The sequence below is a fragment of the Rhodobacter sp. genome, assembly GCA_020637515.1.
In the GTDB taxonomy this organism is placed as follows: domain Bacteria; phylum Pseudomonadota; class Alphaproteobacteria; order Rhodobacterales; family Rhodobacteraceae; genus Pararhodobacter.
Genome location: JACKKG010000001.1, coordinates 2,091,979 through 2,105,532, shown reverse-complemented (window position 1 = coordinate 2,105,532; position 13,554 = coordinate 2,091,979). Strand labels below are relative to the sequence as shown.

The window sequence follows — 13,554 nt, the reverse complement described above, 5'->3', positions numbered from 1 at the left end:
GAAGCGGCGGGGCGGCAGGGGTTGAGAGTGCCGCGCATTTTCCTATATTTCGCGCGAACCGTCTTAACGCTTCCGCAAGATCTCGGAGACATCATGACACGCGACACGGGCGTGAACTCATTGGGCTTTGCCAAGGCCCCGCAAGACACGCGCGTCGTGGTCGCCATGTCCGGCGGGGTCGACAGTTCCGTGGTCGCCGCCCAACTGAAAGCGGAGGGTTACGATGTCATCGGCGTGACGCTGCAACTTTATGACCACGGGGCGGCCTTGGCCAAATCCGGCGCCTGTTGCGCCGGGCGCGACATTCATGACGCGCGGCGCGTGGCGGAAACGCTGGGCTTTCCGCATTACGTCCTCGATTACGAGAACACGTTCCGCGAGGCCGTGATCGAGGAATTTGCCGATTCCTACCTTGCCGGCGCAACGCCCGTGCCCTGCATCCGGTGCAACGAACGGGTGAAGTTCCGCGATCTGCTGGAAACCGCGCGCGATCTTGACGCGGACTGCATGGCGACGGGACACTACATTCAGCGCCACATGGGCCCGAACCGGGCCGAGTTGCACATGGCCGCCGATGCGGCGCGGGACCAGTCCTATTTCCTGTTCTCGACAACGCAAGAGCAACTGGACTACCTGCGCTTCCCGCTGGGGCATCTGACCTCGAAAGCCGAGACCCGCGCGCTGGCCGCCCGGCATGGTCTGGCGGTCGCAGACAAGCCGGACAGCCAGGACATCTGCTTTGTTCCCAACGGAAACTACGCGGCGGTGATCGAAAAGTTGCGCCCCGGCGCGGCGGATCCGGGTGAGATCGTGGATCTGGACGGCCAGGTCCTGGGTCAGCATCGGGGCGTGATCCACTACACCATCGGTCAGCGGCGCGGGCTGGGGATCGGTGGGCTGAGCGAACCGCTCTTTGTCGTCGGGCTCGATGCAGAGCGCAAGCAGGTCGTTGTCGGCCCCAAAGAGGCCCTTGCCACGCGCAAGGTTCCGGTGCGCGAGATCAACTGGCTTGGCGATCAACCCTTTGATTCAATATCCGAAATATCCATGCGGGTGCGAATCCGTTCGACCCGTCCGCCGACCGAGGCGATCGTCAGGCCCACCGGCCCCACCACCGCCGAGGTGGAGTTGCTGACACCCGAGGAAGGCGTGAGCCCGGGACAGGCCTGCGTCTTTTACACGCCCGAGGGCGGCCGTGTCCTGGGCGGTGGCTGGATCTGGCGGGGCGCCTGATCGCCGCAGCCCGGGCCCGGGTCAGGCGCGTCTCAGGCCCGGCCGCGCGTGACCGCCGAAAGAACCGACCGCGCCGCGCGCAGACCGGGAGCCTCGCCGCCGCGACCCAGCCGGTCCATGGTGGCCTCCATCGCGGCGAGCTGCGCCGCGCGGCCGGCACCCAGAAGCGTCTCGATCGCCGGCGCGATCGCCTCGGCCCGGCAGTCGGGACCGATGAATTCGGGCACCGCGCGGGTCTCGCTGACCAGGTTCACCAGCGTCACGCTGTCCACCCGCAACAGACGCGCGATGATCGCCTGGCTGATCGCGTTCATGCGATAGGCGATCACCATCGGCGTGCCGGCCGCCGCCAGTTCCAGCGACACCGTGCCCGAAGCCGCCAGCGCCACATCCGCCGCGCGGAAGGCCGCGCGTTTCTGGCGCGCGTAGGCGGCGGGCGGGGCAAGGGTCGGATCCAGGACGATGACCCCCCGCCAACCCGCCGTCATGCTGCGGACCAGCGCGGTCACGTTCGGCGTGGTCGGGATCACGATACGCGCGCCGCGATGGCCGGCAACAACCCGTTCGAGCGCGTCGCGAAACACGGGCAACAGGCGCGAGACCTCGCCCCGGCGCGACCCGGGCAGGCACAAAATCAACGGCGTGCCCTCGCGGACCTGGGCCCCCGCGCGAAAGATCGTGGCCTCGTCGGCGCTGGCCTGTGGCTGGGCGACGACCGGATGGCCGACGAAATCGCAGCTCATGCCGGCTTGGGTCATATAGGGCGGCTCGAACGGCAACAGCGCCAGCACATGGTCCACGACGCGCGCCATTTTCGCCGCCCGTCCCGGCCGCCATGCCCAGACCGAGGGCGCGACATAGTGGATGGTCCGCAACCGCGGGTTCGCGGCCCGCGCCAGCGCCAGCACCCGCAGGCAGAAATCCGGGCTGTCGACGGTCACGACCGCGTCGGGGGCCTCGTGCGCGATCGCGTTGGCGGTTTCGCGAATGCGGCGCTTGAGCTGGCGGTATTTCGGCAGCACCTCGGCCAGGCCCATGACCGACAGTTCGGCCATGGGGAACAGGCTGCGCAGGCCCTCGGCCTCCATCAACGGGCCGCCGACACCGACAAAGGCGATGCCGGGCGCGAGGGTCCTGAGGCCTGCCATCAGCGCCCCCCCCAGCGCATCGCCCGAGGGCTCGCCCGCGATCACGAACAGCTTCACGGCGCCCCCCAGATCGCGACTCCGGCCTCGTCGGCCAGGGCCAAGGTTTGCGCTCGCTCCAGCACCAGCACATGGCCGGCCTGCACCGCGATCCCGGTCAACCCGGCCGCCCGAACGGCAGAGACGGTCGCGGGGCCGATGGTCGGCAGATCCGCGCGCAGGTCCTGCCGGTCCTTGCTGCGCTTGATGAAAACGCCACCAAGTCGCGGTTCGCGCAGGGCGCGGTGACGGGCGATGTCGTCCAGCAGCGCGTCGGTGCCGAACAGCACCTCGATCCCCAGGCAGAGACCCTCGACCACCGCGCAGCCCTGCCCCACGTCGGCCGGCGCCAGCGCGGCAAGCACCGCGCGCCCACGCTCGGCGTCGCGCAATTCCTGGGCGGTGGGCGCGCGCGAGGTCAAGGCGCCCTCGCCCGCCAGAAGCTGGGGGGCCAGGTCGGCGATCCCCAGAACCGACAGGTCGAACGATTCGATCAAAGCGATCAGAAAGCGCAGCGCCGCATCATCCCCGCCCTGCATCGCCGCCAGAAGATCGGGCACCAGGGCGGCCGTATCGCGATCGAACAAGGCCGGGTCCAGCCGAGGCCGGTGCACCGCCCCGGCCAGCACCACCCGATCGACGCCCCGCGCGCCAAGCGCGCGCAGGAAGGGCACCAGGCGTTCAAAGTGAAAGACGACCTCGACCGCCACGCCATCGGGTGTAACGCCGGCCGGCGCGCAAACCACGGGCGCATCGAGAACGGCCGCGATTTCGGCCGGCAAGCGCCCGGCACCGGCGATCAGCGCGACCCGGCTCATTTCGGGGTCAGAAAGGACCGGTCGGTCGCGCCCAGGATGAAATCGGTGATCTCGCGCACATGCACGCTTTCCGTTTCGTCCGCCAGGCGCCGGGTCCGGTCCAGGAAGGTCCCCTCGCCCTGCGCCAGCATCTGATAGGCGGCGCGCAGGGCGGTGATCTCGGCCCTGTCCACGCCGCGCCGCTTCAGGCCGACCAGGTTCAACCCCTCGAGTTCGCCGCGCGGGGCCTGCACCAGGCCGTAGGGCATGACATCGTTGGTGACCATCGTCACCGCGCCGATGATCGCGCCCTTGCCGATCCGCACCCATTGGTGGATACCCGACAGTCCGCCCACGATCACGTCGTCACCCAGCACGCAGTGGCCGGCGACGGCGACCTGGTTGACCAGGATCACCCGGTCGCCGATCTGGGCGTCGTGGCCGACATGCGCCCCGGTCATCAGCAGGCAATCGTCGCCCACGCGTGTCACCCCGCCGCCGCCCTCGGTCCCGGTGCTGAGCGTCGCACCCTCGCGGATGCGATTGCGCTTTCCGACGATCAGCCGCGTGCGCTCGCCCCTGTATTTCAGGTCCTGCGGCACCTCTCCCACGGTGGCAAAGGGAAAGATCACCGTCTCATCCCCGATCTCGGTCCAGCCGGTGACGACCGCGTGCGATTTCAGCACCACGCCCCGGCCCAGGGTGACATCGGCGCCAACCACGCAGAACGGTCCGATGCGGCACTCGGGGCCGATGACCGCGCCCTCTTCCACCACCGCCGAGGGGTGGATCTGTGCCGATGCGTCGATGCCCATGTCAGCCCCGCTTCGTCAGGTCGATCATCGCCATGAACTCGGCCTCGGCGGCCATCTCGCCGTTGACCGAGGCGCGGCCTTCGAATTTCCAGATCTTCGACGAGCCGCGCAGCACCTTGACGTGGAGGTCCAGAACGTCGCCGGGCACCACCTTGCGGCGGAACTTGGCTTTGTCGATGGACATGAAATAGACCAGCGGCTCCTTGTCCACCAGGTCCAGCGTCAGCCCCACCAGCACCGCCGAGGTCTGCGCCAGCGCCTCGATGATGGTGACGCCGGGCATGATCGGCGCGCCGGGGAAATGACCCTGAAAATGCGGTTCGTTGAAGGTGACATTCTTGACACCGGTTGCGGTCTCGCCCGCCACGATATCGCGCACCTTGTCGATCAGAAGGAACGGGTAGCGATGGGGAATGATGCGCATGATCAGCGCCAGGTCGGCCTCGGTGGTGGTGGACCAGTCGCGCGTTTGGGCGGTATCGGGCATCGGGCACTCCGCAGGAAACAGGGCACCGGGCCGCAGGCGGCCCGGTTCATCGCAAAGACCTATCAACTTCGCCTTGCGCCCACAAGCGCGCGGCGGTCAGTCCTGGGGGGGCGACGGCGTGTCGGGTGCGGGCGTGTCGGGTGCGGGCGTGTCGGGTGCGGGTGCGGTGCCATCGCCCGTGGCGGCTGGCTGCGGCCCCTCGGGCATCGTCGCGTCCAGCCGGGCGATCATCTCGTCGGTGATGTCCATCGCGTCGGCGCGCACCAGCAGGGCCTCGGGCCGCAACAGCGCCGCGACCCCCTCGTCGGCCATGAAGCGGGCCAGCACCGGCAGAACCGCGTCGAAGAACCGCTGCTCGGCGGCCTGCTGATGCTGCGCCAGTTCCTGCGCGCGTTGTGCCCGTTCAGAGCGGATCGTTTCGACCCGCGTGTTGAAGGCATCGGCGCGGGCCCGGAAATCCTCGGGTGTCAGGGTCGGGCGGGCGTCGGTCAGGGCCCGTTCCTCGGCCGAAAGCTGGTCGAACAGGGTCTGGTTCTCGGCCTCGAGCGCCTGCCGCTCGGCGTCGATCCCGGCCAGGATCTGTTGCCCCATGCGCGATTCCCTGAGCAGCCGCTCCTGATCCAGCACGCGAAACGGAAGGCTGCTCAGGCCCTGGACCGTGGGACTGTCCGGCGCGGCGGGGGTCTGCGCCAATGCGACAACGGGGGCGCCGATCAGCGCCCCCGCCAGAAGGATCGTCAACCCGTGCCGAAGCATCAGAACTGCGAGGCGATGGTCAGGTCGAAGCGCCGCACCTGGTCATAGGACGCACGCCGCAGCGGAACCGCGAAGTTGAATCGCAGCAAGCCCATGGGCGAGCCCCAGAACACCGCCACACCCGCCGCCGCCCGCAGCGACTGGTCGTCGATGTAGCAGTTCGGCGCCGCCACATTGCCCGGGCAGGCTGCCATCGCCGGGCTGTCAACGCCCCAGATCGAGCCCACATCCAGGAACAGGCCACCGCGCACGTTGTATTCCGACGGCAGACCCAGCGGGAAGCGGGCCTCGAACCGGGCGACGGCAAAGAAGTTGCCGCCCAGACCGTTGCGGTCGGTTGCCGCGGCGCCATAGGCGACCGGCCCAAGACCGAAGCTGTCGAAGCCGCGCATCTGGTCGCTGTTAAGCCCGAAGCGTTCGTTGATGCGGCTGGGGCCGGACTGGTGCGCGATCGCGCCGGCCTCGAATTCGGCGCTCAAGGTCACCGCACCGTCCATCACCTGCTGGCGATAGCCCGCCAGAACGGTCGAGCGCGCCCAACGACGATCGCCGCCCAGACCCGCGACATCGCCCGCGAAGCGGAACACAAAGCCACGGTCGGGGTTCGGGCCGTTGACGCGGGTGTCATAGGTGTAGGTGAAGCCCACCGACGAGGTCAGCGCCCGGCCGGCGTCCGCGCTTACACGGGTCGCGATGTTGGCGGCATAGGCGGCCGGCACGGTGATCTCGGTCTGGCTCAACGAGTAGCGGACGCTCATCCGGCCATAGTCGCTGACCGGGAAGGTCAGCGACGGAGAGAAACTCAGCGACCGCGAATCGAAGAAGGTCGATGCCCCGTTAGCCGAGCTGGAGGTCAGACCCATGTTCAGGCCGAACGCCAGGTCGCGGCCCAGCAGCGCGGGCTCGCTGAAGTCCACCGAAAACGCCTGCTGGTTGGGCACCGTCGAAAACGTCAGGTTCAGACGCTGGCCACGCCCCAGGAAGTTGGTCTCGTTGTAGCTGACGTTGCCGCCAACGCCGTTGGACCCATAGGTCAGACCGAACCCGAGCGAGCCGGTGCTGGTCTCTTCGACCTGCACATCGACAACCGCCTGCTCGGCGCTGGACCCCTGCGTCGGGTTGACTTGCACGTCCGAGAAATAGCCCAGGTCGCGGATCCGCGAGGCCGCCTCGCGCAGTTCGCGGGGGTTCAGCGGGTCGCCTTCGGCCACGGCGAACTGGCGGCGGATCACCTGATCCTGCGTCGTCGCGTTGCCCTGGATGTCGATGCGTTCGATGAACACCCGCTCGCCGCGCACAAGGGCCAGTTCCACGTCGATGGTGCCGTCGCGCTCGTTGCGGTGCAGGCGGGTATCGGCGCGGACAAAACGCTGCCCGCTCTCATAGCCGACGCGCTCGACCTGCTGGATCATGGTCTCCATGACCGTCGGCGTGAACAATTGGCCGGTGCGGTCGGTCAGCGCAGCTTGATAGGCGGCCGGGTCGATGCCGTCGATCTCGGACACGACGGTAACGTGACCGACGCGATACTGCTGCCCTTCGCGGATGGTGAAGGTGACATAGGCGCCGTCGCGTTCGCGCGACAGTTCGGTCACGCCCGACAGCACCTGCGCGTCGATGAAGCCGCGCGACAGGTAGAAGTCCTGCAACGTCTGGCGGTCCTGCGCGATGCGCTGCGCGTTGTAATTGTCGGCGCGGAACAGCGTGCTCAGCCGCCCGGCCTGGTTGGTCGAGATCGCATTGCGCAGGCGACGCTCGGTAAAGGTCCGGTTGCCGACGAACGAAATGCGCTCGATCTCGACGACCTGCCCCTCGGCCACTTCGAACACCAGGTCCACGCGGCCACCCGCGCGCTCGATCAACCGCGGCGTCACGGTCGCCGACAGGCGCCCCGCGTCGGCATAGGCCTGCGCCATCGCGTTGGCGTCGGCTTCGGCCTGCGCGGGCGAATAGACACCGCCCGCCCGCGATTGCGCGACGGCCGACAGGCGCTCGTCGTTGAGCCTGCGGTTGCCCTCGATCGCGACGCGGTTGATGACCGGGTATTCCTCGACCGAAATGACCAGACGGTTGCCCGCGGGGCGGAAATCGACGCTGCGGAAAAAGCCGGTGCCCGCGACTCGCTGATAGGCGGCGTTGAGTTCCGCGCCGCTCATGCTGCGGTTGCGAGCGATTCTCGCGAATCCGACGATCGTGTCGTCGTCAATCAGCGCGTTGCCTTCGACCGAAACCGACGAGAATCGATAGGTCTGCGCCCCTGCCATCGAGGAGGCGCCGAAAGAAACCACTGAAACGAAAAGGAAAATCGCTGCAAAACCCGACAACGGGCGCATGGCCCGCAGAAGGACGCGCGCAAGAATTTTCACGTGTGAGACGCGCATTCCCAAGCCCCGTGTTACCGCCGTTTGTTTTGTTCTGACTAGCGAGACGGGCCGGCAATGTCAAAGCGTTGCGTCGCCCCACCCGCACTTTCGCAAGATGGTGGGGATTCAATGCATCGTCGCAAGTCGGGAATCGGCGAAACGGGGCGATCCGATCAGAACGCCGGCAATCCCTGTGGGGCGTGCGCCAGAATCGCCTCGATCAGTTCGCCGGCCAGCACGAGGCCGACCAGAACCGCCAGCCCGAACCACAGCCGTTCGGACGAGACCGCGTAAATCGCGCGCAAGCTGCGGGGGGCGTGAGAGGGCAAGAACATGAGGCGAACCCGTTTTCTGGTCCCCCCAGCCTGACGGCGGAATGCGGCGGAAACGGGGCGTCTTCGGGGCGGTTTCGCGTCAGCAGAACAGGTCGTTGCCCAGCGCGAACAGCATCATCGCCCCCAGGATCACCAGGCCCAAGCTCATCAGCAGGTTGAGCACGCGCTCGTTCGGTGGCCGGCCGGCCAGGGCCTCGTAGGCATGAAAGACCAGGTGCCCGCCGTCCAGGATCGGAATCGGGAACAGGTTCAGCAATCCGACCGCCGTGGACAGCACCGCCAGGAACCAGATGAAGCTGCCCAACCCGTCCGCCGCCATCTCGCCCGAGGTGGTGGCGATGCCGACCGGCCCCGACAGGTTGCAGGTCGAAATGGCGCCGGTGACCATGTGGTAGAGGCCCGAGATCGAATTCGACACGATGCCGCCGATCTGCCCCGCGGCCAGAGGCAGGGCCTCGATCGGACCCACGGCGCGGGTGGGATGGTCAAAGAAGGTCCCCGATTGAAGGCCGATCAGCCAGCGGGTTTCGAATCCGCCATCGGGCAGCGGCAGGTCGGTGCGCCGCGGGGTCAGGCTCAGGTCCAGCGTCGCGCCGTCGCGCCAGATGCCCAGCGCGACCGGCGCCCCCTCGGCCGCGGCGACCAGGGGCGGCAGTTCGCTGAAGGCGGTGACCGGCGCCCCGTCCACCGTCTGCACCACGTCGCCCACCTGCATCCCCGCGTCGCGCGCGGCCGACGCCAGCGCGATCCCGGCGGCACGGGGCGGAATCGGGTGCGGCCCCTGCACGGTCATCGCCTGACCGTCGCGCTCGATGGCGTAGCGGGTGACGGCCTCGGGCGGGATCGCGTCGGCGACCCGGTAGAAGGCGCGCAGATCGGGCACCGGCTGGTCGTCGATCGCGGTGATCAGATCGCCCTGGCGCAGCTCCATCACGCCCGGCATCGGATGCACCGCGCCCACGCGCGGGGTGTCCGCCGGCAGCCCCTGCACCCACAGGAACCCCGCGAACACGGCGATGGAAAAGAGGAAATTGAACGCCGGCCCGGCAAAGATCGTCGCCGCCCGCGCCCAGAGCGGCGCGCCGTGCATGGTGCGCCGACGCTGGCCCGCGTCGAGATGCGACATCACCGCCTCGTCCGCACCGGCCGAGGCCGCGTCAGCATCGCCCAGGAATTTCACATAGCCGCCAAAGGGCAGCGCGGCGACCTGCCAGCGCGTGCCGCGCCGGTCCACCCGGCTCAGCAGCACGGGACCGAAACCCAGGCTGAAGACCTCGGCGTGGATGCCACACCAGCGGCCGACAATGTAGTGCCCGTATTCGTGCACCGTGACGATGATCGACAGCGCGACGATGAACGCGCCCAGGGTGAAGAACAGATTGCCGAACTCGGGCAGCAGACCCATGGTGAACGTCCTTTGTTGTCGTCAGGCCGCGCGACGGGCCGCGGCGGCGGCGCCCGCAAGGCGGCGCGCCTCGGTGTCGATGGCCAGAACCTCGGCCAGAGAGCGCGGCGCGGCGCCGAGATCGGCCAGATCCGCGAACCGCGCCAGCGTCGATTCGACGACCGGGGCCATGTCCAGAAACCCGATGTTTCTGGCAATAAAATGGTCGAGCGCGATTTCCTTGGCGGCGTTGAACACCGCCCCGGCCGCACCGCCCGCGCGCATCACCTGCCACGCCAGCGCCAGCGCCGGATAGCGCGCCAGGTCGGGTTCGGCGAAATCGAGACGCCCGGCGCGGGCCAGATCCAGCCGCGCCACCGGCAGCGCCGCGCGCTGCGGCCAGTTCAGCGCGTAGCCGATCGGATGGCGCATGTCGGGCGCGCCCAGGTGCCCCATCACCGCGCCGTCGCGAAAGGCGACCAGCGCGTGGACCAGCGATTGCGGATGGATCAGCACGGCGATCTGGTCGGGCGTCAGGGCAAAGAACTCATGCGCCTCGATCACCTCCATCGCCTTGTTGAACATCGACGCCGAATCGATGGTGATGCGTTGGCCCATGTCCCAGTTGGGATGGCGGCCCGCGTCCTCGGGGGTGGCCAGCTTGAGCCGCTCCAGCGGCCAGTCGCGCAACCCGCCCCCCGAGGCGGTCAGCGTGACCGTCTCGACCGCGGCGATATCCTCGCCGGCCAGCGCCTGGAACACCGCCGAATGTTCGCTGTCCACCGGCAGGATCGTCGCGCCATGGGCGCGCGCCTCGGCCAGCAGCAGGGGGCCCGCGGTCACCAGCGATTCCTTGTTGGCCAGCGCCACCGTCCGGCCCTGGCTGAGGGCGGCAAAGCCGGGCGCCAGCCCCGCCGCGCCGACGATCGCCGACATCACCCAGTCGGCCGGGCGATAGGCGGCCTCGACCACCGCGCCGGGCCCGCCCGCCACCGCGATACCGGTGCCCGCAAGCGCCTCCTTGAGGGGTTTGTAGCAGTCTTCGTGCGCCGTGACCGCCAGTTCGGCCCGGTGCGCCACCGCCTGCCGGGCCAATAGCGCCACGTTGCGCCCGCCGGTCAGGGCCGCGACCCGAAGATCGTCGCGCCGCGCCAGCAGATCCAGCGTGCTGACCCCGACCGACCCCGTGGACCCGAAGACCGTGACCCGCCGCATCAGCCGTGCAACCCCGAAAAGGCCCCCGCCAGCGCCAGGATCAGCGCCAGCGCGGCGACCGCGATCATCGCGTCAAAGCGGTCGAGAACCCCGCCGTGCCCGGGGATCAGGGCCGACGAATCCTTGACCCCCGTGCGCCGCTTGATCGCGCTTTCGGCGATGTCGCCCATCTGCCCGGCAAAGGCCAGCAGCGCGGACAGCGGCACCAGCACCCAACCGAGGTTCAGCGCCGCGGCAAATCCCCAGCCGACCAGCGCCGCCAGCAGCCAGCCCGCGACCGTGCCCGACCAGGTCTTTTTCGGGCTGATCCGCGGCCAGAACTTGGGCCCGCCCAGGATGCGGCCCGCGAAATACCCCGCCACGTCCGAGGCGATGACGATCAGCAGCAGCCACAGCAGGAAGGTCAGGCCCAGACCCTCGCGCAGCAGGATGAACCCGTGCGCCGCCCACAGGATCAGCCCGTAATACAGGCCGAAGATCCCCTTGTCGCGCGGCATCCGACCGGCCATCACCAGCGCCCCCAGCGCCAGCCCCCCAAGGCCGATCCAGCCCGGTTGATACAGCGTGAAGATCGCCACCAGCAGCGCCGCGACGAGGCCCGCGGCCTCGGCCCGACCAAAGGGATCGGCCGGCGCCATCATGCGCCACAGCTCCCAGCCCATCAGCCCCGCCAGCAGCACGGCCAGCGCGGCAAAGACCCAGCCGCCGGCCCAGACCGCGCCCGCGCCGACCGCGACCATGACGACGGCCGACACCACCCGGGCCCTCAGATCGGTGAAATCGCTCATCAACTCACCCCTCCGAACCGGCGTTCGCGCGTGGCATAACGGTGCAGGATATCGGCCAGGGTCTCGGGCGTGAAATCGGGCCACAGCACCGGGGTGAACTCGTATTCCGCATAAGCGGCCTGCCACAGCAGGAAATTCGACACCCGCGTCTCGCCCGAGGTGCGGATCACCAGGTCGGGGTCGGGCATGTCGGCGGTGTCCAGCGCCTGATCGAGCGCGGTCTCGTCCAGCGCCTCGGGGTCCAGGTCGCCAGCCGCGACGCGGCGGGCCAGACGCCGCGCGGCGCGGGTCAGTTCGTCGCGGCCGCCGTAATTGATGGCGACGGTCAGGTTCAGCCGCGTGTTGCGGATCGTCCGTGCCTCGATCCAGGCCATGAGGTCCTGAAGCTTGGGCTCCAGCCGGCGGCGGTCACCGATGAAACGCAGCCGCACCCCCTCGGCCGAGAGCGCCTCGGCCTCGCGCTGGATATAGCGCTGGAACAGCCGCATCAGACCGAGCACTTCCTCGGTCGAGCGTTTCCAGTTCTCGGTCGAGAACGCGTAGACGGTCAGCCATTCAATCCCCAGCCCGGGCGCCGCGCGGACGATCTCCTTGACGCGCTCGGACCCTTTCCGGTGCCCGACCAGGCGCGGCCACCCCTTGTTGACCGCCCAGCGCCCATTGCCGTCCATGATGATGGCGACATGGCGCGGAATGCGGCGTGGCGTGCCGGACTCGCTGGGCATGGAAACTCCAAGGATTGAAACGCGACGCGGTCCCGGCAGCGCGGGCGGCACTCAGACTTGCATGATCTCTTCTTGTTTCGATTCAAGCGCCTTGTCGACCAGCGCGATGTGCTTGTCGGTCAGTTCCTGCACCTCGGATTCCCAAAGTTTCTGGTCATCCTCGGACATGCCGGCGTTCTTGGCCTTCTTGATCTGGTCCATGCCGTCGCGGCGCACGTTGCGAACGGCGACGCGCGCGTGCTCGGCATAGGCGCCCGCGACCTTGGTCAGCTCGCGGCGACGTTCCTCGTTCAACTCGGGGATCGGCAGCATGATGATGGTGCCGTTGAGCTGCGGGTTGATGCCCAGGCCGCTTTCGCGGATGGCCTTCTCGACCTTGTTCACCATGCCCTTGTCCCAGACGTTGATCGTCACCATCCGGGGTTCGGGCACGTTCACCGTGCCAAGCTGGTTGATCGGCGTCATCTGGCCATAGGCATCGACCTGGATCGGTTCCAGCATCGACCCCGAGGCCCGCCCGGTGCGCAGGCTTGCGAATTCGGTGCGCAGCGAGGCCAGCGCCCCGTCCATGCGGCGGCTGAGGTCGTCGATGTCGATTTCGATCTCGTCGGACATGCTTTCTTCCTGTCTCGGGCCGGGCCCGCCGGATGGGGCGGGGGTCGGCGTCATGATCTACCCCGGCGGGGCTGAAAAAGAAACACCCAAGCGTGTGAGCGCCGCGTCAGCCCTGCACGCGCGTATAGGTTCCCCGACCGCCGAGGATCGTGCGGAAGCCGCCCGGCTCGTCCAGCGAGAAGACGATGATCGGCAGCTTGTTGTCACGCGCCAGCGCGATCGCCGTCGCATCCATCACGCCCAGGTTCTTTTCCAGCGCCTCGTCGTAGCTGACGGTCTGGTAGCGTTTGGCGTCGGGGAATTTCTTGGGGTCCTTGTCGTAGACCCCGTCCACCTTGGTGCCCTTGAACACGCCCTCGCAGCCCATTTCGCTGGCGCGCAGCGTCGCGGCGGTGTCGGTGGTGAAATACGGGTTTCCGGTGCCTGCGGCAAAGATGCAGACGCGCTTTTTCTCAAGGTGGCGCACGGCTCGGCGGCGGATATAGGGTTCGCAGACCTGGTCCATCGGAATGGCGCTGATGACGCGGGTGTGGATGCCCAGCTGCTCCAGCGCCGATTGCATCCCCAGCGCGTTCATCACCGTCGCCAGCATCCCCATGTAGTCGGCCGTCGTCCGCTCCATCCCCTGGGCCGAACCCGAGAGCCCGCGAAAGATGTTGCCGCCGCCGATCACCATGCAGACCTCGACCCCGTCGTCATGCACCGCCTTCACCTCGTGCGCGATGCGCTGAACGGTGGGCGGATGCAGGCCGAACCCCTGGTCGCCCATCAGGGCCTCGCCCGAGATCTTCAGCATGACGCGGCGATAGGACGGGGGGGCGGATGTGCTCATCGGGGGCCTTTCCTTGCCCGGCGCC

General features: G+C 68.3%; 14 protein-coding genes. 1 reads left to right on the top strand and 13 read right to left on the bottom strand.

Going from position 1 to position 13,554, the window contains the following annotated elements; translation table 11 throughout:
* Positions 1 to 93: 93 nt before the first annotated feature.
* Complete coding sequence (mnmA, locus tag H6900_10345; GenBank protein ID MCC0073674.1) at positions 94 to 1,233, top strand: tRNA 2-thiouridine(34) synthase MnmA; 1,140 nt, start codon at positions 94 to 96, stop codon at positions 1,231 to 1,233.
* A gap of 32 nt (positions 1,234 to 1,265) precedes the next feature.
* Here mnmA and lpxB read toward each other — a convergent pair whose 3' ends face one another.
* From lpxB to H6900_10280, 13 genes are all read right to left on the bottom strand, one after another.
* Positions 1,266 to 2,438: a lipid-A-disaccharide synthase gene (gene lpxB / locus H6900_10340; protein MCC0073673.1), complete on the bottom strand. Its 1,173-nt coding sequence runs from the start codon at positions 2,436 to 2,438 to the stop codon at positions 1,266 to 1,268.
* Positions 2,435 to 3,235: a UDP-2,3-diacylglucosamine diphosphatase LpxI gene (gene lpxI, locus H6900_10335; protein MCC0073672.1), complete on the bottom strand. Its 801-nt coding sequence runs from the start codon at positions 3,233 to 3,235 to the stop codon at positions 2,435 to 2,437. Before lpxI ends, lpxB begins: the two co-directional genes overlap by 4 nt.
* Positions 3,232 to 4,029, bottom strand: a complete 798-nt coding sequence (gene lpxA / locus H6900_10330; protein ID MCC0073671.1) for an acyl-ACP--UDP-N-acetylglucosamine O-acyltransferase — start codon at positions 4,027 to 4,029, stop codon at positions 3,232 to 3,234. Before lpxA ends, lpxI begins: the two co-directional genes overlap by 4 nt.
* Before the next feature lies 1 nt (position 4,030).
* Positions 4,031 to 4,516 (bottom strand): 3-hydroxyacyl-ACP dehydratase FabZ, encoded by a 486-nt coding sequence (gene fabZ, locus H6900_10325; protein ID MCC0073670.1) that lies wholly within the window; start codon positions 4,514 to 4,516, stop codon positions 4,031 to 4,033.
* A 96-nt stretch (positions 4,517 to 4,612) separates the two neighbouring features.
* On the bottom strand, positions 4,613 to 5,272 hold the full coding sequence (locus tag H6900_10320; GenBank protein MCC0073669.1) for an OmpH family outer membrane protein: 660 nt from the start codon (positions 5,270 to 5,272) through the stop codon (positions 4,613 to 4,615).
* Entirely contained in the window at positions 5,272 to 7,536 is a 2,265-nt protein-coding gene (bamA, locus tag H6900_10315; GenBank protein ID MCC0073668.1) for an outer membrane protein assembly factor BamA, read from the bottom strand. The genes H6900_10320 and bamA overlap by 1 nt, the downstream gene beginning before the upstream one ends.
* A gap of 272 nt (positions 7,537 to 7,808) precedes the next feature.
* Positions 7,809 to 7,970 (bottom strand): hypothetical protein, encoded by a 162-nt coding sequence (locus tag H6900_10310; protein MCC0073667.1) that lies wholly within the window; start codon positions 7,968 to 7,970, stop codon positions 7,809 to 7,811.
* A gap of 79 nt (positions 7,971 to 8,049) precedes the next feature.
* Positions 8,050 to 9,375, bottom strand: a complete 1,326-nt coding sequence (rseP, locus tag H6900_10305; protein MCC0073666.1) for an RIP metalloprotease RseP — start codon at positions 9,373 to 9,375, stop codon at positions 8,050 to 8,052.
* A gap of 21 nt (positions 9,376 to 9,396) precedes the next feature.
* The gene (locus H6900_10300; protein MCC0073665.1) at positions 9,397 to 10,569 is read right to left on the bottom strand and encodes a 1-deoxy-D-xylulose-5-phosphate reductoisomerase; all 1,173 of its coding nucleotides are present in this window, start codon (positions 10,567 to 10,569) and stop codon (positions 9,397 to 9,399) included.
* Complete coding sequence (locus H6900_10295; protein MCC0073664.1) at positions 10,569 to 11,357, bottom strand: phosphatidate cytidylyltransferase; 789 nt, start codon at positions 11,355 to 11,357, stop codon at positions 10,569 to 10,571. The genes H6900_10300 and H6900_10295 overlap by 1 nt, the downstream gene beginning before the upstream one ends.
* On the bottom strand, positions 11,357 to 12,082 hold the full coding sequence (uppS, locus tag H6900_10290) for a di-trans,poly-cis-decaprenylcistransferase (protein ID MCC0073663.1): 726 nt from the start codon (positions 12,080 to 12,082) through the stop codon (positions 11,357 to 11,359). The genes H6900_10295 and uppS overlap by 1 nt, the downstream gene beginning before the upstream one ends.
* 51 nt (positions 12,083 to 12,133) lie before the next feature.
* Positions 12,134 to 12,697, bottom strand: a complete 564-nt coding sequence (gene frr, locus H6900_10285; GenBank protein MCC0073662.1) for a ribosome recycling factor — start codon at positions 12,695 to 12,697, stop codon at positions 12,134 to 12,136.
* Positions 12,698 to 12,803: 106 nt separating this feature from the next.
* Positions 12,804 to 13,529 carry a UMP kinase gene (locus H6900_10280; protein ID MCC0073661.1) on the bottom strand — a complete coding sequence of 242 codons (726 nt, stop codon included), beginning with the start codon at positions 13,527 to 13,529 and terminating at the stop codon, positions 12,804 to 12,806.
* Positions 13,530 to 13,554: the final 25 nt, after the last annotated feature.

Coding starts and splice junctions, on each gene's coding strand:
- mnmA (MCC0073674.1), top strand. CDS start 94: ATGACACGCGACACGGGCGTGAACTCATTGGGCTTTGCCAAGGCCCCG.
- lpxI (MCC0073672.1), bottom strand. CDS start 3,235: ATGAGCCGGGTCGCGCTGATCGCCGGTGCCGGGCGCTTGCCGGCCGAA.
- lpxA (MCC0073671.1), bottom strand. CDS start 4,029: ATGGGCATCGACGCATCGGCACAGATCCACCCCTCGGCGGTGGTGGAA.
- fabZ (MCC0073670.1), bottom strand. CDS start 4,516: ATGCCCGATACCGCCCAAACGCGCGACTGGTCCACCACCACCGAGGCC.
- H6900_10320 (MCC0073669.1), bottom strand. CDS start 5,272: ATGCTTCGGCACGGGTTGACGATCCTTCTGGCGGGGGCGCTGATCGGC.
- bamA (MCC0073668.1), bottom strand. CDS start 7,536: ATGGCAGGGGCGCAGACCTATCGATTCTCGTCGGTTTCGGTCGAAGGC.
- H6900_10310 (MCC0073667.1), bottom strand. CDS start 7,970: ATGTTCTTGCCCTCTCACGCCCCCCGCAGCTTGCGCGCGATTTACGCG.
- rseP (MCC0073666.1), bottom strand. CDS start 9,375: ATGGGTCTGCTGCCCGAGTTCGGCAATCTGTTCTTCACCCTGGGCGCG.
- H6900_10300 (MCC0073665.1), bottom strand. CDS start 10,569: ATGCGGCGGGTCACGGTCTTCGGGTCCACGGGGTCGGTCGGGGTCAGC.
- H6900_10295 (MCC0073664.1), bottom strand. CDS start 11,357: ATGAGCGATTTCACCGATCTGAGGGCCCGGGTGGTGTCGGCCGTCGTC.
- uppS (MCC0073663.1), bottom strand. CDS start 12,082: ATGCCCAGCGAGTCCGGCACGCCACGCCGCATTCCGCGCCATGTCGCC.
- frr (MCC0073662.1), bottom strand. CDS start 12,697: ATGTCCGACGAGATCGAAATCGACATCGACGACCTCAGCCGCCGCATG.
- H6900_10280 (MCC0073661.1), bottom strand. CDS start 13,529: ATGAGCACATCCGCCCCCCCGTCCTATCGCCGCGTCATGCTGAAGATC.